Source organism: Corynebacterium occultum, assembly GCF_009734425.1.
Classification (GTDB): domain Bacteria; phylum Actinomycetota; class Actinomycetes; order Mycobacteriales; family Mycobacteriaceae; genus Corynebacterium; species Corynebacterium occultum.
On record NZ_CP046455.1, the window covers coordinates 1735329 to 1755014 of the forward strand.

Genomic DNA, 19686 nt, shown 5'->3' on the forward strand with positions numbered 1-19686 from the left:
TCACCCCCTCCAGGGGTGACAGGCGCCGTGCTTTCAGGAGTGGACTTCAACCAATCCGAGAATTACCAGCCACGCTCGGAGAGACGGTGCGGAACCGGAATGTCATCGACGTTGATGCCGACCATCGCTTCACCCAGACCACGGGAGACATTCGCGATGACCGCCGGGTCATCGTAGTTCTGGGTGGCCTGGACGATGGCGCGGGCGCGCTCCTCCGGATTGCCGGACTTGAAGATACCGGAGCCGACGAAGACACCGTCAGCACCGAGCTGCATCATCATGGCGGCATCAGCCGGGGTGGCGATGCCACCAGCGGTGAAGAGCACGACCGGCAGTTCACCCTTCTCGGCGACCTCGCGGACCAGCTCATAGGGAGCCTGCAGCTCCTTGGCGGCGACGTAGAGCTCATCCTCCGCCATGGACTTCAGACGGTTGATCTCAGCCCGGATGGTACGCATGTGGGTAACGGCGTTGGAGACGTCGCCGGTGCCGGCCTCACCCTTGGAGCGGATCATTGCGGCACCCTCATTGATGCGTCGCAGTGCCTCGCCGAGGTTGGTGGCACCACAGACGAAGGGGACCTTGAAACCGAACTTGTCGATGTGGTTGGTGTAGTCCGCGGGGGTGAGCACCTCGGACTCGTCAATGAAGTCGACGCCCAGGGACTGCAGGACCTGTGCCTCAACGAAGTGGCCGATACGAGCCTTGGCCATGACCGGGATGGAGACCGCCTCGATGATGCTGTCGATCATGTCCGGATCGGACATCCGGGAGACACCACCCTGAGCACGGATATCGGCGGGAACACGCTCCAGCGCCATAACAGCGGTAGCGCCGGAATCTTCGGCGATCTTCGCCTGCTCAGCGGTGACCACATCCATGATCACACCACCCTTGAGCATTTCAGCCAGGCCACGCTTGACCCGACCGGTGCCGGTACCGGGAGTAGAAGTATTGGTGCTCACGTGTTAGTCACGCCTCCTGTGATTAGGGGATCCGAAAGGTTTTGCCCAATGATAGACCGCCTAGTTCGCCCCTCATGAACCGGCTCACCCACAACCCCCACCCCCAGAGGAGGTACCGGATCCAGTGCATCGGGCTCAGGGCTCCCCGACCTCCAGATAAGCGAGCTCAAAATAGTCCGGCAACGGAGCGGTACCACCCAGTCGGCAGACCCTCACCAGCGGCCGGGTCCGCAGCGCCCTGGTGGTGGTGACCGCGTCATTGTAGAAACGATGCGCCAACTCAACCCTGGCATTGGCCTCGATCAGCGGTGCCGGCAGCACACCTTGCCCGGCAACCTGCACCGACAGTGCCTCTGAAAGACGTCTCTCCTGCGCCGCCCGACGGTCATACTGACCGTGCGCCAGTGGTAGTGCGGTCGCCGAACGGGCCACCGCCGTCAACTCCGGCACCAGAGCTTCCGCCAGTGAGGCCCGTAGATCCAGTGCGGCCTGCAGGTTCTGCAGGGCGGAGTCGGTGCGGATATGCAGGCGGTTGAGCCGTTGGGCGGTGAAATAGGCCCAGAGCAGCAGCGCGGTGATCGCCACCGCCAGCAGAATGTAGATGATGGTCACCGGACAGCCACCTTGGTGCCATCGGTGACGGTTTCATAGACGGCGAGCACCGCACGGGCCACATTCGACCAGTCATAGAGCCGGGCTCTTTCCTGCCCCGCCCGGACCAGCTCAGCGCGGATATCAGGTTCGTCGATCAGCAGTCGCAGCTTTGCGGCGAGTTCCTGATCGGAACCGTTGCGGAAGAGCAGACCGGCGGGGGTGGTGGAGTCACTGTCACAGACGGCGGCAAAGGCCTCCAGATCGCTGGCGATGACCGCACAGCCGGCAGCCATCGCCTCAACCAGGACGATGCCGAAGCTTTCTCCTCCGGTGTTGGGGGCGACGTAGATGTCGGCCCGACCGAGGACCTGAGCTTTCTCTTCATCGGAGACACGGCCGAGGAAGTCCACGCCCGCCATGCTGCGGGCCCGGCCACCACCCATGATGGAGACCCGGACCTGACGGTCGAGGCGGCCGAGGGCACGGAGCAGGATGTCGAGTCCCTTGCGGGATTCATCGAGGCGGCCGAGGAAGACGATCTCCACGGGCTGCTGCTGTTGTGGATCACGGGTGGCGAGATATTTCTGGTGCGCCCCTCGGTACACCTCGGTGTCCACCCCGTTGGGGATGAGCACCGGGTCACCACCGAGTTGTTCCACCTGCCAACGTCTCGCCATTTCGGAGACCGCGATTCCGCCCCGGACCTTCTCCAGATAGGGCCGCAGGAGGGGATGGGAGAGTTTGAGCACCCGGGAGCTGGCGGCGGAGGCGTGGTAGGTGGCCACCACCGGCCCCTCAGCGGCCCACAGGGCGGCCATGGAGTAGCTCGGGGAGTTTGGTTCGTGGATGTGGAGGACATCGAAGTCGCCCTCCCGGATGAAGGCCCGGACGCGGCGGAGTACATGGGGTCCGATGGCGAGCCGGGCTACGGATCCGTTGTAGGGGATGGGGAGGGAGCGGCCACCACGGACCACGAAGTCGGGGACCTCGGTGTCTGGGGCGCAGGGGCCGAGCACCTGGACATGGTGTCCGGCGTCGATAAGCACTCTGGCTAAATCAAGGATATGGGCTTGAACTCCGCCGGGTTCATCAAAACTATAAGGGCAGACGATACCGATTCTCACCGGCGGTCCCCCTGCCCCGAACGCTGTTTCTTCCGTTCTTCATAGTCGGAACGCCACTGCGGCTGCAGCATGTGCCAGTCCACCGGGTGGGCGGCGATATTGGCGCTGAAAAGATTGGCGATCCGCTGCACCGTCTCCGTTAATTCACCGACCTCGACCTCATCGGAGATGGAAAAACCCCAACCTCCCTCCTCCGGGTACCAGGAGTGGACCACATGCAGGGCGGCGCCGGTCTCCCGCGCCAGTCGGGCGGGTCCGGGAGGCAGGGAAGTTTCCTCCCCGAACATCAGGGCGGGCACCCCACTGTGCTTGAGATCGCGCTCCCCCATCAGACAGACCACCCCACCGGCCTCGAGGGTCTGGCGCAGCTGTGGGAAAGGCTGGGCGCCGCCCGTCAACGGCAGCACCTCAAAGCCCAGGGATTCGCGGTAGTCGACGAAAGCCTCATAGAGCACCTCCGGTTTCAGTCTTTCCGCCACCGTGGTGAAGGTGCCCTGGTGATTGACCAGGAAGAGACCCGCCATATCCCAGTTGCCGGAATGCGGCAGGGTGAGAATCACTCCCCGACCAGAGGCCAGGGAACGATCCAGGGCGGGCACTCCGATGACCGACTCCGCCAACTGGCGGGCTAGCTCCGGATCCTTCATCATCTGCGGCAGTCGGAAGGCCTCCAGCCAGTAACGGGCATAGGAACGCACCGAGGCGCGCACCAGGTCCCGGGTGACATTCTCCGGGCCCACCACCCGGGAGAGGTTAAGTCGCAGCTGCTCCATGCCCCGACCGTGGTCGGAGGCGTAGTCCGCCCCGATGCGGAAGAGCCGACGGGCCAGGGGCTCCGGCAGCCGGCCGATGATCTTCCAGCCCGCCAGATAGCCGAGGGCGGCGGGATCAAGATCCCGGAACATGCTGCGCAGTTTCATTCTCTCTACTTCTCCACTGTTTCTGCGGCACCCTCCGGGGCCGCGACCAGATCCTGTGCCTGGGGTGCGCGGGCGGCGATGCGCAGGCGCTGCACCACGGTGATCACCGAACCCACCGTCAGCAGCCAGATCGCCACATCAATGGCATAAGGGACACCGAAGCCTTGCAGTCCGACACCCACCAGACCGAGGATCAGCCGTTCGGGTCGCTCAACCAAGCCCCCGACTATCCGGAAACCACTGGCCTCACCCCGGGCCTTCACATAGGAGATGACCTGGGAGGAGATCAGCACCACCAGGGAGGCTACGACCAGGGAGGGGGGCGCCTCATAGCTGTAGATCAACCACCAGGTGATCGCAGCGAAAAGCGCCCCGTCGGTGATCCGGTCGCAGGTGGCGTCCAGGGTGGCACCGAATTTGGTGCCGCCGCCGCGCATCCGCGCCATGGTGCCGTCGACCATGTCGAAGGCGGCGAAGATGCCGGAGAGGATCGCCGCCCAGACCAGGTGTCCACTGGGGATCAGCAGCACTGCGATCAGGATGGTGATCAGCGCACCGGCCACCGTCACCGTATTCGGGGTGATCCCCGTCCGGTTGAGTATCCGGGCCACCGGTTCCACAACGAGAGCGGCGGGCTTGCGGCCGTGGACACTAAGCATCGGGGGCCTGCCCTGGATCAGCTGCGGCTCTCCTGGCGGTAGCCTGAGCCGCTGCCCGCTGCGCCGCTTCAGCCGCTGCCTGGATACCGATCTGCTCGGCCCGCCGGTTTGCCGCAACCTCATTCTCGGCCTCGGTGGCGGCATAGTCGACATCATCGGCAACGATGCGTCGCCACTCCTCCGCCAGCAGTTGCCGGGTGTCCCGCAGTAGCTGCGGAAGCACCTTGGTACCGCTGAGCACGGTCATGAAGTTGGCGTCACCCGGCCAGCGGGGAACCACATGCATGTGCAGGTGCTCCTGCACCGAACCCCCGGAGGCCTTACCCAGGTTGAAGCCGACGTTGATGCCCTCCGGGCGGGAGACCGCATTGATGGTGCGGATGGCCAAACGGCCGAATTCGACCATTTCCAGGGACTCCGCAGAAGTCAGCTCCTCCAACGCCGAAACCTTGCGGTAGGGGATGATCATCAGGTGACCGCTGTTGTAGGGGTAGAGGTTGAGGATGGCGAAGACCAGCCTGCCGCGGGCCACGATCAGCGAATCCTCATCGGGGTACTTCGGTGCCTCAACAAAGGGGTTCCGCCGCCGGGCCGCCACCGCTTCCGGGTCACCGGAACCCGGGGAACGGCTGATGTAGCTCATCCGGTAGGGGGCCCACAACCGGGTCAGGGCATCCGGGGTTCCCTCCCCAGTGTCCACCCAGACATGTCCCCCTTCAGGGTGCGCGGCGGTGTCCTCTGCTGGGTGCTCAGCGTCGTGCGGCAATGGCTTCCTCGCTCGGCTGCGTGTTGTTGCGTTCTGCGATCCAGTTGGCGATCAACGCCACGGCCTCATCCACGGGTACACCGTTGACCTGGGTGCCGTCCGGGAAGCGGAAGCTGACGGCATCTGCTTCCACATCGCGGGCACCGGCCAACAACATGAAGGGGATCTTGCCGGTGGTGTGGTTGCGGATCTTCTTCTGCATGCGGTCATCGGAGGTGTCCACGGTGGCGCGGATACCCTTCTCCCGCAGCTTGGCGGTGACAGCCTCCAGGTGCGGGATGGAATCATCGGCCACCGGGATGCCCATGACCTGCTGCGGAGCGAGCCAGGCCGGGAAGGAACCGGCGTAGTGCTCGAGCAGCACACCGAAGAAACGCTCGATGGAGCCGAAGAGCGCGCGGTGGATCATGATGGGCTGCTTCTTGGAGCCGTCCGAGGCGGTGTACTCCAGGTTGAAGCGCTCCGGCATGTTGAAGTCCAGCTGGACGGTAGACATCTGCCAGGTACGGCCGATCGCGTCCTTGGCCTGTACGGAGATCTTCGGGCCGTAGAAGGCTGCACCCTCCGGATCGGGAACCAGGTCCAGGCCGGAGTTGGTGGCCACGCGCTGCAGAATCTCGGTGGAGGTCTCCCAGATCTCATCCGAACCGACGAACTTCTTCGGGTCCTTGGTGGACAGCTCCAGGTAGAAGTCATCCAGACCGTAGTCCTTGAGCAGGGAGATGATGAATTGCAGGACGGTGGTCAGCTCCTGCTCGAGCTGGTCCTCGGTGCAGTAGATGTGGGCATCATCCTGGGTGAAGCCACGGGCACGGGTCAGACCATGGACAACGCCGGACTTCTCGTAGCGGTAGACGGTGCCGAACTCGAACAGCCGCAGCGGCAGCTCACGGTAGGAACGGCCCCGGGAGTCGAAGATCAGGTTGTGCATGGGGCAGTTCATCGGCTTGAGGTAATAATCCTGGCCCGGTTTGGTCTCGTTGCCGTCCTCGTCGTACTCAGCGTCGAGCTGCAGCGGCGGGAACATGCCCTCCTTGTAGAAGCCCAGGTGACCGGACTTCTCGAAGAGGTCGCCCTTGGTCACGTGCGGAGAGGTCACGAAGGAGTAGCCGGCGGCGATGTGACGGCGGCGGGAGTGCTCCTCCATCTCCATGCGGACGGTCGCACCGTTGGGGTGGAACACCGGCAGACCGGAACCGATCTCATCCGGGAAGGAGAAGAGATCCAGCTCAGTGCCCAGGCGACGGTGATCACGCTTCTCGGCTTCTGCCAGCATGTGCTGGTGCGCCTCCAGTGCCTCCTTGTCTTCCCAGGCAGTGCCGTAGATACGCTGCAGACCGGCGTTGGCCTGGTCACCACGCCAGTAGGCGGCGGAGGAGCGGGTCAGGGTGAAGGCCGGGATATAGCGGGTGGTGGGGATGTGCGGGCCCCGGCACAGGTCCGACCACTCGACCTCATTGGTGCGCGGGTTGACGTTGTCATAGGCGGTCAGATCACCGGCACCGACCTCGGTGGCCTCATCGGAGTTCGGGTCGACATTGCCCTTGTCCTGCACCAGCTCCAGCTTGAAGGGCTCATCCTTGAGCTCTTCAGCGGCAGCTTCCGCGGACTCGTAGACGCGGCGTTCGAAACGCTGGCCGGTCTTGATGATGCGTTTCATGCGCTTCTCGATGGTCTTGAGGTCCTCCGGGGTGAAGGGCTCGGCGACCTGGAAGTCATAGTAGAAGCCATTCTCGATGGCGGGACCGATGCCCAGCTTCGTGCCAGGGAACTCCAGCTGCACGGCCTGTGCCAGCACATGGGCGCAGGAGTGTCGGATGACGGCGCGGCCGTCCTCGGTGTTCGCCGCAACCGGGGTGAAGACCGCCGTGGTTTCCGGGATGTGGGAAAGATCCTTCAGGTTGCCCTCGGCATCCTTGACACAGACGATGGCCTCGGGGCCCTTGTTCGGAAGGTCGAGCTCACGCATCGCAGCACCGACGGCGGTGCCGCCGGGAACCTCGAAAGATGCGGAAATGACCGGGGCGGATTCGGTGGCGTTCACCATAGGTTGCGTCCTTTACACGCTCACGTGGGTGGCGGCATACCTGGCCGCCTCCCACTGGGATCTGGCACAAACCACTCCCCTGGCCGCGGAAGAGACCAAGGGAGGAGGTTGTTCGCCAATATCCTACCGCGTGCTGTTCAGGCTTCGAGCAGTGCCGCACCCCAATAACGCTTCCCGCCCTCACCATCGGGGCTGACCCCCGGGGGGATGAAATAGACGGCGGAACCGATGTGGGTGATCCACTGGTTGAGCCGATCGGCCTCATCCAGGCGCTGCTGGATCGGAATGAACTGCGTGCCGGGATCTCTCTGGAAACAGATGAACACCAGACCCGAGTTCGACAGCACCGGCACTCCCTCGGTCTCAAGGGCAGCGGAGAGCTCCGGCTCCGGCGGGAGATCATAGTTGTAGGAACGGCGGTGGAGCACCTGTTCCGGATGATCCGCAGGGGGCCGGGAGCGAGCCATGTGACTGGCTGGGTCAATGATCGGCAGGCCGGTGTGGTCCACGGCCGTCATGTCCGGTTCATCGAACTCCTTATCCCCGGTCAATGGCGCACCCTCGGCCAGGTCACGCCCCACCGACACTTCACGGGAGGTGCGGTCCAGGATCTCCCAGGTGTCGACGTTCATGAAGACCCGCCGCACCACCATCATGGTCCCACCCCGCCCCCACTGCGGACCCTCGTCGATCCACACCTGCTCCAGGAAATCCTCCTCATTGCGGGGGTTGACGGTGCCGTCCTTCTGTCCGAAGAGATTGCGCGGAGTCTGCCCCGGCCGCTGGGCACCCCGGGCATCCAGGAAGCCCTGCTGAATCCAGTGGGTGCGGGCATAATCCACGCCGGCCCGGATCAGGTGCCGGGTGGCATGCGCCAGGGTCAGCGGGTCATCGGCGCAGATCTGCAGCACCAGATCCGACTGTCCCCAACGCTCATCAAGCTGGTCCCGACTAAAAGCGGGGATCTCCGCCAACCATTCCGGGCGCTCGGCACCGATGCCCACGGCGTCGAAAAGCGTCGGGCCGAAACCACAGGTCACCGTCAGCCGGGCGGGGGTGTCTGCCAGTTCCGGTTCCAATGATCCAAGCGGTGTCTCACCCTGGGTCAGACGGCGGGCATCCTCGGTCCACAGGCGCAGCAGACGTTGCAGACCCCGCTTATCGACGCCCTCCCGGAGATTGAAGGCGATCAGGTTCAGGTGCGCCTGGGCCGGGGTTGCCACCCCCGCCTGGTGGGGCCCGTCGAAGTCGACGGTCTCCACACCGATGCTGGGGACCTCCGGTTCCGGGGCGGTGACATCGGAAGCGACCCGGGTGGTGCAGGCAGCCAGAGCTGCGCCGCCCGTGCCGACACCGAGTCCGGAGAGAAATCCACGGCGGGAAAGGCCAGCGCGAATCCTAGTGTTCATTCTCCATTCCATCATCTACGTCATCATGGTTTTCGGAATCATGGCCATGATCTTCGAGATCACCGTAGTCCTCATCGCCGGCGGCGATGGTGCGGACCGGAACCTCACCCAGCTCCACGGTGGAACCATCAGACAGGTCCATGGTGAGCAGAACAACATCGCCGGCCTCGACCGGGGCATCCAGACCCATCAGCATGAAGTGCTCAGCACCCGGCTCAAGCTCATGGCCCTGACCTGCAGCGAGAGTGATACCGCCCGGCTTTTCCTGCATCACTCCGTCGACAGTCTCGTGGATCTCATAGGCTTCGGCCGCCACATCGGCGCGGAAACCGGTGATGGTGATCTCCTCATCGGAGTTATTTCGCAGCTCACCGAAGATGGCGGTCATCGGGTTGTCCTCGACGGTGGCACGAACCACCCCATCCTCGAGGGTGACCGCCGCGGCATTGTCCTGATCGTCTCCACCCGTGGTGGTGGCTTCGGCGGCAGTGGTGGAGGTGCCTTCCTCCGAGGAATCACCACAGGCCGCGAGAGTGAGGGCAAAGATGGCAAGCAGGGATACGCAGAGCAGACGGGTACGCTTCAAGGTCATCATTCCTGATTTTTTGGAAAGAGAGTCCTGGTACTCATGTACTAGGACTGATTGCGGTTCTTGGTGATCATCATGATCAGCACGCCAATGACGAGGATGACACCGACACCCCCGAATACCCAGCCCAGCGGGCCGGAGAGGAGCTGATCCTCCGGGGAGGTGGTCTCCTCTTCGGTGTCGCCATCGGTGATTCCTGCACTGTCTTCTGGAGTGGCGGAACCAGTGTTCTCCCCGTCCATGCTCTCATCTCCGGCAACCTCGAAGGTGATGGAGCCACGGGTGGCATGGCCGTCAGAGGAGGTGATCTGGAAACCCACGGTGTAGTTGCCCGGTCCCGGATCAATGTCCTCCGGAACCGGCAGAATCACCATGCGTTCATCAAGCTCCGGCTCCCCGTTGAAGAGCACTTCCCCACTGTCACTGTCACTGACTGCCACAGTGTTGAAGGAATCCTGCGGGAGCCCGGAGAACTCCAGCTCAATCTGCGCCGGGAATTCCTCCACCACGGAATTCGGGGCAGGATTACCACCGACGACCGAATCATGGGCCTGGGCAGGCGGCAGCCCCAGGCCAACCACCCCAGACAGCAGAGTGAGAGCTGCGGCTGCGCCGGCAGCCAACAATGAGCGATGGGACAGAGAGCGGGTACGGGACAGACTCACGGAGTGCTTCCTCCTGGTTGACGGCTACGCATCTCGGGGAACCCGAGGTGCTGAATACATAGTCGTTGGGCACCGCAGATAAGTTCCCGACAGGGTTAATGGACGGTGAACTGAAACCGTGGTGCCACGCTTGCCCTGAGTCTATTTATCCACCCGGCAGGAAGCACCAACATGCAGGTGGCAGGTCTGGGGAGTTCGGAAACTCAGGCCCGGGAATTTCCGCCTGCAGCTGCGTTTCAGGGAGATGGCTTAACCGATCAAGGATGAGGAATCGGAGCTGCCGGAGCTCTTTCGATCAGGGGGATCGGGGCTCAGGAGGTGCTGTTGCAAAGTTGGGCGGAGGGGCCACGACGCCCGAGTTTCATCGGATCCGCGGTTTCCGCCAAAACTCGATCTTGCAACAGCACCCACATTTTGCCCCTGGCAGGAAAAGAAAAAGGCCGGTCAGCATTAAGCTGACCGGCCTGGATTGAGCGGATGACGAGACTCGAACTCGCGACCCTCACCTTGGCAAGGTGATGCGCTACCAACTGCGCTACATCCGCACTGAACCTGGTTTTAAGAGTTGATTCATACTCTTGGTGCGCGATACTGGGATTGAACCAGTGACCTCTTCCGTGTCAGGGAAGCGCTCTCCCGCTGAGCTAAACGCGCGGGTTCATTTCAATACCGGCTAGTTCGAAAAAACCGGTCAGCCCCAAGCTAACCGGTCCGGTGAAATGAGAGCGGATGACGAGACTCGAACTCGCGACCCTCACCTTGGCAAGGTGATGCGCTACCAACTGCGCTACATCCGCACTGAACCTGGTTTTAAGAGTTGATTCATACTCTTGGTGCGCGATACTGGGATTGAACCAGTGACCTCTTCCGTGTCAGGGAAGCGCTCTCCCGCTGAGCTAAACGCGCGGGTTCATTTCATACCGATTGGCCCGGTGAAATGAGAGCGGATGACGAGACTCGAACTCGCGACCCTCACCTTGGCAAGGTGATGCGCTACCAACTGCGCTACATCCGCACTGAACCTGGTTTTAAGAGTTGATTCATACTCTTGGTGCGCGATACTGGGATTGAACCAGTGACCTCTTCCGTGTCAGGGAAGCGCTCTCCCGCTGAGCTAAACGCGCTTAACTGCGAGGTGGAAACGGGAATCGAACCCGTGTGCACGGTTTTGCAGACCGTTGCCTCACCACTCGGCCATTCCACCGTGGCGGTTGATTCCGCCTCAGGTACCAGTAAAGGTACCAGAGCGGATGACGAGACTCGAACTCGCGACCCTCACCTTGGCAAGGTGATGCGCTACCAACTGCGCTACATCCGCACTGCACTTTAAACTTCATTCACTAATTTGCGTTAGTTCCTGTTGCTTGGTGCGAGAAGAACTTTAACCCGACCTGCCCGAAAGTTACAAATCCCCAGCAAAACCAACCTTTTCTGAGGTGGTGAACTGGCATTTTCCAAATTGCAACGACGTAATTACGCCCATGTGGTTCATGCAGGGTTCATGTTCAGGCTCCCGGCGGGCAACCCCTCCAAGACTCCCTTTCACCCAGCCGGATGAGCCGCCCCCCCCACCATCCCACTTCACCCCACCCCGACCAGGGAGTTCCTCCCCAGCCACTCCGGAAGAGATACTTTCCCCAGGAATAGTGTCAGCGAAATAGCTCCCCCGACCCCCGGATCTGCAAGCACGGCACCTCCCACGACCCGCTCTTCCCAACTAGCTCCGAAAATTGCTTCTCCTCTTTATCTCCGAGGATGAAGTTTCACTCCGAGCAGGGTCCACCTGCCCGGAAAATATGGACACGGCAAGAACAAGGGGCCCAAACCCCATCAAGGCCATTCAAGACACTTCACATAAAATCCGAAATCGCGATGGGGGGTGCGCCTCCACCTGCGGATTAGGCACCTCTGGAAGGCTCGTGTTAAATTCTCTAACGCAACAAGGGCAACTGTTTGAAGCCCTTGACTGGTCCTATGGCTCAGTGGAAGAGCGTTCCGTTCACACCGGAAAGGTCGCTGGTTCGAACCCAGCTAGGACCACAATCAGATGGAAACGGTTCACATGCATCGCATGTGGACCGTTTTTCTTTCCCCACCCCTGGCGGCGGAATCCCGGGTTAAGGGAAAATACCCGCCGCTGGGGCACCTAACCCGGCCGCTGGGGCCAAAGCCTCACCTTCATAATGGCCCGGGCCAGGGGGGTCGTCGATAAGCTGAGATCATGAACCGCCTTCCCCGACCTGAGACCCTGCCCCCCGAGGAGTTGCTCGGCCCCCTGCCCGGCCCCGCCACGGCGGAGGTCCGGGCGGTGGCCATCGCCACCCTCAACGGTGCCGCCGCACTGGGCGGCAACACCCAGGCCATGGGCAACGCCACCGACTCCGTCTTCTTCCACGCGGTGCGCGCCTGGTCCGATGTGATCCTGGTCGGGGCCGGCACCGTCCGCGAGGAGAACTACGGCGGTGTGATCCTGAGTGAGGACCAGAGACAGGACCGGCTCAATATCGGGCAGGATGTGCTGCCACAGATCGCCGTGCTCACCCGCAGCCTCTCGCTGAACCCGGCGGCCCGCTTCTTCACTGAGGCGACTTCCACTCCCCTGCTGTTGGTGCCACACGCCACTTTCGCCGACCCGGCCCTGGCCTCCCAGAAGCAGGCTCTGCTTGCTGCCGGGGCGGAGATCATCGACTGTGGTGACGGTGGGATGCGCACCGTGCTGGAGACGCTGCGTTTCCACGGTTTCAAAAGGGTGGACCTGGAGGGTGGGCCGCGGGCCTTCGCGGAGATGTTCGCCGAGGATCTCATCGATGTCTTCCACCTGACCATCGAGCCCCGCCTGCACGCCCCCATCGAACATCAGCTGTTGAATGTGTCCGAGGGAATGCCCACCTTCACCCGGGATCTGCACCTGGAGCATGTCGGAGTCACCGCGGACGGCACACTCTTCCTGCGTTACCGTCGTCCCCACTAGCGCCTTGGTGAGTGTTGGTTCCGCCGTACTCCGGTCACTTAGATAGTGTTTGGGACGTGACTTTCCCAGGAAACAACAGGCTCGAAAGCATCTGGACGGCCCGGGCATCCATCAGTGGTCAGCCCGACGCTCCCACCAGGCGACGGCTCAGCACGGACCGGGTGGGCAACGCCATACTGTGGCCGCTGGCTGCACTGTTGGTGATCCACCGTGTGTTCATCCTCGCCATCAACGGTGACACCACCGATGACTTCACCACGGTGCACTCCGCCATCCGACGTTTCCTGGACGGGGTGCCGGTCTACAACGAGATCTACCACCACGTGGACCCGCACTACCTCTACAACCCCGGCGCCACGCTCCTGCTCTCCCCACTGGGGATGATGCCCGGTTTCGGTTTTGCCCGCTTCGCCTTCATCGCCGCTAATGCCGCCGCCATCATTGCAGCCTTGGGCCTGCTGACCCGGATGTTCGGTTTCAGCCTGCGCTCGCTGATCTGGCCAGCCACGATCACCGCCGCTTTCCTGACCGAATCAGTCCGCAACACCCTGATCTTCTCCAATATCAACGGTCTCCTATTGCTTGCCTTGGTCGGGTTCCTCTGGTTGCTGCTTAATGAGAAGCTATGGTGGGCGGGCATCGTCATTGGCCTGGCCATCCTGATCAAACCGATCTTCCTGCCGCTGCTTTTCCTGCCGCTGGTGAAGTGGCAGTGGCAGACTCTCCTGGGCGGTCTGGCGGTGCCGGCGCTGTTCAATGTGGTGGCCTGGCCCCTGGTGCCCGGGGCCTCCGACTACCTGACCCGACTGGCCCCTTATCTGGCCGAGGTCCGTGATTACGCCAATAGTTCGCTGTCCGGTTTCGCGGTTTACTTCGGGATGCCGGAGTGGTTACAGACCCTCTGGTTCCTGATCTTCGCCGCGGTGGGCGTGGTCGGTGGGGTGACCCTGCTGCGTTGGCGCTACAGCGATCCGCTGCTGTGGGCGAGCAGTACCGCCGGGCTGCTGCTGACGGGGGTCTTCCTGCTTTCCTCACTGGGTCAGATGTACTACTCCATGATGCTCTTCCCCTGGCTCTTCACCCTGCTGCTGCGCCGCAGCGTCTTCCACACCTGGCCGGCCTGGGTTGCGGTCTACCTCTTCCTCTCCCCCGATGAATGGTTCTCCACCCGCTGGGTGGACTACGGGCGCTGGATGAATTTCTTCAGCCCCACCCTGGGTTGGGCTCTGCTGGTCATCATCACCGCGGTAGTGACGGTGTTCTGGTGGCGAAGCGAAAGTCGTGACACCGTCGGTGCGGGGAGTCCCACCCCGGGAACACCCCGGGAATAGGTCAACCGTCGTTTACGCTGAAGTAGGCGAAGCGAGCTGATTCCGGCACTCCCGCTAGACTCGGCACAGAACCAACCCTTAAACCCCTCTTTCAAGGAGGTCTCCACCATGACTGACTTCACCCCGATCTCCGATGAGGAGTGGCGCAAGAAGCTCACTCCGGAAGAATTCCATGTGCTCCGCCAAGCAGGCACCGAGCCGCCCCATGTCGGTGAATACACCAGCACCACCACTGAAGGTGTCTACCGCTGTCGCGCCTGCGGCGAGGAGCTCTTCCGCTCCACCGAGAAGTTTGAGGCCCACTGTGGCTGGCCCTCCTTCTTCTCCCCGCTCGCCGGTGACAAGATCATCGAGCGGGAGGACAACAGCCTGGGTATGCGCCGCGTTGAGGTGCTCTGCGCGAAGTGCGGTTCCCACATGGGTCATGTGTTCGGTGGAGAGGGCTATGACACCCCCACGGATCTGCGCTACTGCATCAACTCCATCAGCCTGACCCTGGATGAGAAGCCGATCGAGGGTTAATTCCCCCCCGGCCAGCAATAACACTGAAGGTCCCTGTGTCCCTCCCCCGCAACGGGGGAGGGACACAGGGACCTTTTGCACTCCCGGGAGCTCCGGCAGGCGCAGACGCTTGGCGCAGTCCCCCGCGCCCCACGGCTGGCCCGCGGGGTTTGGTTAGGGCAGGACCTCGATCAGCTCAGCGACATCGGCGACGCGACGCCCCGTGAAGAAAGGCAGTTCCTCCCGGACGTGCAGACGTGCCTCGGTATAGCGCATCTTGTACATCAGGTCGACGATGCGGTCGAGCTTCGGCCCCTCGAAGGCCAGCAGCCATTCATAGTCACCCAGCGCGAAGGCGGGGACGGTGTTGGCGCGGACATCCGGGTAGTCGCGGGCGGCCTTGCCGTGCTCGGAGAGGATCCGGCGACGGTCCTGCGGATCCAGCAGATACCACTCATAGGAGCGGACGAAGGGGTAGACGGTGATCCACTCCTGGGGCTCCTCACCCATGATGAAGGAGGGCAGGTGAGACTTATTGAACTCCGCCGGCCGGTGCAGTGCGTTGCCGATCCAGAAGGCCTCACTGAGCTGACCCAGCGCGGTGTCACGACGGAAGGCACTGAAGGCCTGCTGAAGCTCCTGGAATTCCTCGGCATGCCACCAGATCATGAAGTCCGCCTCGGCGCGCAGGCCGGAGAGGTCGTAGATGCCACGGACGGTGACATCACCCTGTTCCTCCAGGCCGGCGAAAAACTCGCGGGCCTGGGTGATGATCTCGGCACGTTCCTTGCCCAGGGCGCCGGGGATCGCCCGGAAGGTGGCCCACTGGGTGTAGCGCTGAACCTTGTTGAGTTCCTCGAAATTGATTTTGCCCACTTGCGTGACATCCTTTCCGCGGTTTCCGGGGGATCCGGGACCGCACCTGCATTTCACGAGGTAACCCAGTCCCGGCGGTAGCATTCCCTTTGGGGTGCCACGACCTGGGTGGGTACACCATTGCTATCAATCATAAGTTGGATATGGTTCCGATGGTGTGAGACTCCCCCGAAACTCCGCCCGCCACAATCCGTGGCCGGGGCCTTCCGCGGAGCGCCCACAAGGTGTCTGCCCCGGAAACCGGCGCGCCTCCACCGTAGTGTTGAGCCCCAAAGCTACCTTGGCCTTGTGATCAACTCCGATGCCTCCTCGAAGCTGCGGTCGACCTCAGGCTCCGCCGATTCCGGTGTCTCCGATGAGGGGACCCCCAAGGTGTTTTCCGATGCCGTGGAATCCATGCATACTGCCACGCTGCGTCCGGAGATCTCGGTCGGCACGATCCGCCCGCCACAACGTCTGGCACCCTTCAGCCATGCCATCGGTCTGGAGATCATGCGGGAGGAACCGGAGGACATCCCCACCGACACTGAAGGTGATGCCTTCGGCCGCCTGATTCTGCTGCATGATCCGCAGGCCGATGATGCCTGGTCCGGGTCGATGCGTCTGGTCGCCTACATCCAGGCTGACATGGACAGTGCGGTGGCCTCTGATCCCCTGCTCCCGGATGTAGCCTGGCAGTGGCTGAATGAAGGGCTGGCTCAGGGGGCGGCGGACTACACCAACCTGGGTGGCACGGTCACCTCCACCGCTTCGGTGCGGTTCGGTGATATCGGGGGCCCGCCGCGGGCCTACCAGCTGGAGCTACGGGCCTCCTGGACCGCCACTGTCAATGATCTGGCCCCCCATGTGGAGGCTTTCGCCCATGTCCTGGCGCATGTGGCGGGTCTGCCCCCGGAGGGTGTGACGGAACTGGGCCGTGGCTAGCTGACTAAGCTGGTTGATGATGTCTATCCCATTAACCTCTCCGCGGGAGGGAATCCCCCCACTTCTGGCCACTCCGGAAGAAATCTCCGCCGCCGCCGAGCAACTCTCGGCGGGCAGAGGCCCCATCGCCATTGACACCGAGCGTGCCTCGGGTTTTCGTTATGACGACCGGGCCTTCCTCATTCAGCTGCGCCGCCAGGGCAGCGGCACTCTGCTGATAGACCCGGAACCTTATCGGGAGGATCTGGGTGGCCTGCTCGGCCCGGCCATCAACGGCCGGGACTGGATCATCCATGCCGCCCCCTCCGACCTGCCCTGCCTGGCTTGGCTGGGGCTCTACCCGGGTCGGATCTTCGACACTGAGCTGGCTGGCAGGATGGCCGGCCTGGAACATGTGAACCTGGCCGCCATGATTGAGCTGCTGTTGGATCAGAGCCTGACCAAGGGGCATGGTGCCGAGGACTGGTCCCAACGTCCGCTGCCGGATGGTTGGCTCAATTATGCGGCCCTGGATGTGGAGCTGCTGCTGGAACTGGCGGAAGCCATGACCGAGCTGTTGGACTCCCAGGGCAAGCTGGAGTGGGCGGAGCAGGAATTCGAGTACATCCGGGCCGGGCACCAGGATATTGAGGCCCCACCGGAGTTAGGATGGCGGGACACCAAGGGGGTGAGCACCCTGACCACCCCGGAGCAGCTGCTGATTGCCAGAGAGCTGTGGCTGGAACGGGATTCCATCGCCTATGAGGAAGACCGCGCGGTCAGTCGGATCCTGGCCAATAAGGTCCTGATCGAAGTTGCCCGCCATACCCCGAAAAATGAACGGGAGCTACGCCAGATCAAGGGTTTCCCCTTCCGCCGGCCCGGGGTCGCCCGCTGGTGCTTCGACATCATCCAGCAGGCCCGAGCCACCCCGCGCAACACCTGGCCCACCAGGATCCGACCACCCCGCGGTATCCCCTCCCGGCGGACCTGGCAGACGGAGTTCCCGGAGTCCTGGGAACGGTTCACCCAGACCCGGGAAAAAGTCGATGCGCTCAGCCTGGAGCTGCAGATACCCAGCGAAAATCTGATCCGCCCCGCGGCACTGCGCACCGCGGTGTGGGAGAGCACCGAAGGGAAACAGTCCAACTCCCCCGCGGACCTGATAGCCCTGCTCCAGGACCAGGAGGTGCGCCCCTGGCAGATCGAACTGGTGACACCACTGCTTAACGACGCCCTCTTCCCCCGCACCTAAAACCACCCCTCCCCGACCCATCCCCCGGGGATGGCAACAGCACAAAGGCCGTGGGTGTGGTCTCCCGGAAAATCCAGGAGCCACACCCACGGCCTTTACACTTCGGCAGTGTTACTCTGCGGGGTCCCCGCCAAAAAGTTCCTCGGCCCACTCCACTGCGGAAGCCGAAACCCCCACCGCATCCAGACCGAGTTCACCGAGCAGCTCATTGCGGGAGGCATGCTCCGGGAAGATACCCGGGAAACCGAGCTGACGCAGCGGTACGTCCACCCCGGCTGCGTTGAGTGCCTCACCGATCATGGACCCCACACCACCGCGCAACATTCCGTCCTCGATGGTGATGACCAGGTCATGGTCATCGGCCAGGGCCAGCAGCGAGGGTGCCACGGGGACGACCCAGCGTGGATCGACCACGGTGACCCCGACGCCAAGTTCCTCCAGGGCAGTTGCCGCAGCCACCGCCTGTTCCGCCATGATGCCCACGGCGATCAGCAGCACGCTGACCACCTCATCCGCTTCTCCGGTGCCATCCGAGTAGTGGAGGATCTCCACGCCGTCATCAAGCATGTCCACGGCGGGGAGCTCCCGGGGCAGCGCACCCTTGGGGAAACGGACGATGCTGGGACCATCCTTGATATCCAGGGAGTCCCGGAAGAGTTCACGCAGCTGCTCCCCGTCCCGCGGGGCGGCGATCCGGATGCCCGGCACCGTCGACGCCAGCGAAAGATCCCAGATGCCGTTGTGGCTGGCACCATCCGACCCGGTGACACCCGCGCGATCCAGCACGAGGGTGACCGGTAGTTTCAGCAGCGCCACATCCATGATCAGCTGATCGAGGGCGCGGTTGAGGAAGGTGGAGTAGATCGCCACCACCGGGTGCATCCCACCCAGGGCCAACCCGGCCGCAGAGGTCAGTGCGTGCTGCTCGGCGATACCCACATCAAAGAAACGCTCCGGGTACTTCTCCCCGAACTTAGCCAGACCGGTGGGGCCGGCCATGGCTGCGGTGATGGCGACGATGTCTTCCCGTTGCTCAGCGGTGGCACAGAGTTCCTCGCTGAAAATGGCGGTCCAGCCCGGCTTGGAAGCTGACTTCGGGACACCGGTCACCGGATCGATGATGCCGGTTGAGTGCATCAGCTCGGCGGTGTCATTCTCCGCCGGGGCGAAACCGTGCCCCTTCTCAGTGACCACGTGAATGATGATCGGTCCCTGGTATTCCCGGGCGTAGGCGAAGGCGGTCTCCAGGGTCTCCCGGTCGTGACCATTCACCGGACCGACGTACTTCATGCCCAGCTCCGGGAACATCTCGGTGGGAATCACCGAGGACTTCACCCCCTCCTTGAAGGCATGGAGGGCCTCGAAGGTACGCTCCCCGACCCACCCCAGGGACTTGAGCTGGGTTTTACCGCGCTCCATGACCCGGTCATAGAAAGGCTGCATCCGCAGTTCCGCGAGGTTCTCGGCGAAGCCGCCGATGGTTGGTGAGTAGCTGCGGCCGTTGTCATTGACCACGACCACCACCTTGCGATCCTTGCCGGCGGCGATGTTGTTCAGCGCCTCCCAGCACATACCACCGGTCAGGGCGCCGTCACCGACGACCGCCACCACGGAGTGATCCTTCTTGCCGGAGAGGGACATCGCCTTGGACAGACCATCTGCGTAGGACAGCGCCGCCGAGGCATGAGAGGACTCGGTCCAGTCATGTTGACTCTCGGATCGGGAGGTGTAACCGGAAAGGCCGTCCTTCTGACGCAGGGTGTCGAACTCCCCTGCCCGACCCGTGAGAATCTTATGGACATAGGACTGGTGGCTGGTGTCGAAGATGATCGGATCCGAGGGGGAATCGAAGATCCGGTGTAATGCCAGCGTCAGCTCCACCACACCCAGGTTCGGGCCGAGATGGCCACCCGTCGCAGAAACCTTCGCGACCAGGAAGTCACGGATCTCCACCACCAGGGTGTCGAGCTCCTCGCTGCTGAGGTCCGCAAGGTCCGCGGGAGATGAAATACGGTGCAGGATTCCCATGGAGGTGAGTCTGACTCCTTTACCTGGTTAGGTGGAGCCCCGCTTGCGCTGTGGACTCCAGGGGGGTTTGCGGCCACTGAAAC

Annotated in this window: 16 protein-coding genes, 9 tRNA genes and 1 pseudogene; 6 read left to right on the forward strand and 20 right to left on the reverse strand. The window is 62.9% G+C overall.

Annotation, left to right across the window (positions count from 1 at the left end):
* Positions 1-62: 62 nt before the first annotated feature.
* The 18 genes and pseudogenes from pdxS to COCCU_RS08160 all read right to left on the reverse strand — a co-directional run bounded on the left by pdxS (position 63) and on the right by COCCU_RS08160 (position 11056).
* Positions 63-965 carry a pyridoxal 5'-phosphate synthase lyase subunit PdxS gene (gene pdxS / locus COCCU_RS08075; RefSeq protein ID WP_156231042.1) on the reverse strand — a complete coding sequence of 301 codons (903 nt, stop codon included), beginning with the start codon at positions 963-965 and terminating at the stop codon, positions 63-65.
* 135 nt (positions 966-1100) lie between these two features.
* The gene (locus tag COCCU_RS08080) at positions 1101-1577 is read right to left on the reverse strand and encodes a LemA family protein (protein WP_156231043.1); all 477 of its coding nucleotides are present in this window, start codon (positions 1575-1577) and stop codon (positions 1101-1103) included.
* A complete protein-coding gene (locus tag COCCU_RS08085; protein WP_156231044.1) occupies positions 1574-2683 on the reverse strand; it encodes a glycosyltransferase family 4 protein in 1110 nt (369 codons plus the stop codon). Before COCCU_RS08085 ends, COCCU_RS08080 begins: the two co-directional genes overlap by 4 nt.
* A complete protein-coding gene (locus COCCU_RS08090; RefSeq protein WP_231598706.1) occupies positions 2680-3603 on the reverse strand; it encodes a phosphatidylinositol mannoside acyltransferase in 924 nt (307 codons plus the stop codon). The genes COCCU_RS08085 and COCCU_RS08090 overlap by 4 nt, the downstream gene beginning before the upstream one ends.
* A gap of 5 nt (positions 3604-3608) precedes the next feature.
* The gene (gene pgsA / locus COCCU_RS08095; RefSeq protein WP_156231045.1) at positions 3609-4262 is read right to left on the reverse strand and encodes a phosphatidylinositol phosphate synthase; all 654 of its coding nucleotides are present in this window, start codon (positions 4260-4262) and stop codon (positions 3609-3611) included.
* Between the two features lie 151 nt (positions 4263-4413).
* A pseudogene (locus tag COCCU_RS08100) lies at positions 4414-5028 on the reverse strand (HIT family protein); the annotation flags it as partial.
* On the reverse strand, positions 5012-7075 hold the full coding sequence (gene thrS / locus COCCU_RS08105) for a threonine--tRNA ligase (protein WP_156231046.1): 2064 nt from the start codon (positions 7073-7075) through the stop codon (positions 5012-5014). The pseudogene COCCU_RS08100 and the gene thrS, both read right to left, overlap by 17 nt.
* 137 nt (positions 7076-7212) lie before the next feature.
* The gene (locus tag COCCU_RS08110) at positions 7213-8484 is read right to left on the reverse strand and encodes a Dyp-type peroxidase (RefSeq protein ID WP_156231047.1); all 1272 of its coding nucleotides are present in this window, start codon (positions 8482-8484) and stop codon (positions 7213-7215) included.
* Positions 8474-9079, reverse strand: coding sequence for a copper chaperone PCu(A)C (locus tag COCCU_RS08115; RefSeq protein ID WP_231598707.1), 606 nt, complete (start codon positions 9077-9079; stop codon positions 8474-8476). Before COCCU_RS08115 ends, COCCU_RS08110 begins: the two co-directional genes overlap by 11 nt.
* 38 nt (positions 9080-9117) lie before the next feature.
* Complete coding sequence (locus COCCU_RS08120) at positions 9118-9738, reverse strand: copper resistance CopC family protein (protein WP_231598708.1); 621 nt, start codon at positions 9736-9738, stop codon at positions 9118-9120.
* Positions 9739-10210: 472 nt separating this feature from the next.
* Positions 10211-10283, reverse strand: a tRNA-Gly gene (locus COCCU_RS08125).
* Positions 10284-10317: 34 nt separating this feature from the next.
* A tRNA-Val gene (locus COCCU_RS08130) sits at positions 10318-10392 on the reverse strand.
* Positions 10393-10462: 70 nt separating this feature from the next.
* Positions 10463-10535: transfer RNA gene (locus COCCU_RS08135), tRNA-Gly, on the reverse strand.
* Between the two features lie 34 nt (positions 10536-10569).
* Positions 10570-10644: transfer RNA gene (locus COCCU_RS08140), tRNA-Val, on the reverse strand.
* 36 nt (positions 10645-10680) lie between these two features.
* Positions 10681-10753: transfer RNA gene (locus tag COCCU_RS08145), tRNA-Gly, on the reverse strand.
* A 34-nt stretch (positions 10754-10787) separates the two neighbouring features.
* Positions 10788-10862 (reverse strand) — tRNA-Val (locus tag COCCU_RS08150).
* Between the two features lie 9 nt (positions 10863-10871).
* Positions 10872-10942: transfer RNA gene (locus COCCU_RS08155), tRNA-Cys, on the reverse strand.
* A gap of 41 nt (positions 10943-10983) precedes the next feature.
* Positions 10984-11056, reverse strand: a tRNA-Gly gene (locus tag COCCU_RS08160).
* Between the two features lie 650 nt (positions 11057-11706).
* Here COCCU_RS08160 and COCCU_RS08165 point away from each other — a divergent pair.
* From COCCU_RS08165 to msrB, 4 genes are all read left to right on the forward strand, one after another.
* A tRNA-Val gene (locus COCCU_RS08165) sits at positions 11707-11778 on the forward strand.
* A 181-nt stretch (positions 11779-11959) separates the two neighbouring features.
* Entirely contained in the window at positions 11960-12709 is a 750-nt protein-coding gene (locus tag COCCU_RS08170; protein ID WP_156231048.1) for a pyrimidine reductase family protein, read from the forward strand.
* A 56-nt stretch (positions 12710-12765) separates the two neighbouring features.
* Complete coding sequence (locus tag COCCU_RS08175; RefSeq protein ID WP_269434452.1) at positions 12766-14040, forward strand: glycosyltransferase family 87 protein; 1275 nt, start codon at positions 12766-12768, stop codon at positions 14038-14040.
* Between the two features lie 108 nt (positions 14041-14148).
* The gene (gene msrB / locus COCCU_RS08180; protein WP_156231049.1) at positions 14149-14562 is read left to right on the forward strand and encodes a peptide-methionine (R)-S-oxide reductase MsrB; all 414 of its coding nucleotides are present in this window, start codon (positions 14149-14151) and stop codon (positions 14560-14562) included.
* Positions 14563-14715: 153 nt separating this feature from the next.
* Here the strand turns inward: msrB and hemQ are convergent, their stop codons facing one another.
* Positions 14716-15417 carry a hydrogen peroxide-dependent heme synthase gene (gene hemQ, locus COCCU_RS08185; protein ID WP_231598709.1) on the reverse strand — a complete coding sequence of 234 codons (702 nt, stop codon included), beginning with the start codon at positions 15415-15417 and terminating at the stop codon, positions 14716-14718.
* Positions 15418-15705: 288 nt separating this feature from the next.
* Here hemQ and COCCU_RS08190 point away from each other — a divergent pair, with 288 nt between their 5' ends.
* Positions 15706-16341, forward strand: a complete 636-nt coding sequence (locus COCCU_RS08190) for a DUF3000 domain-containing protein (protein ID WP_156231051.1) — start codon at positions 15706-15708, stop codon at positions 16339-16341.
* Positions 16342-16360: 19 nt separating this feature from the next.
* Positions 16361-17575, forward strand: a complete 1215-nt coding sequence (locus COCCU_RS08195; protein WP_156231052.1) for an HRDC domain-containing protein — start codon at positions 16361-16363, stop codon at positions 17573-17575.
* Positions 17576-17686: 111 nt separating this feature from the next.
* On the opposite strand, the gene dxs is transcribed toward COCCU_RS08195, so the two are convergent.
* The gene (gene dxs, locus COCCU_RS08200) at positions 17687-19603 is read right to left on the reverse strand and encodes a 1-deoxy-D-xylulose-5-phosphate synthase (protein ID WP_156231053.1); all 1917 of its coding nucleotides are present in this window, start codon (positions 19601-19603) and stop codon (positions 17687-17689) included.
* Positions 19604-19686: the final 83 nt, after the last annotated feature.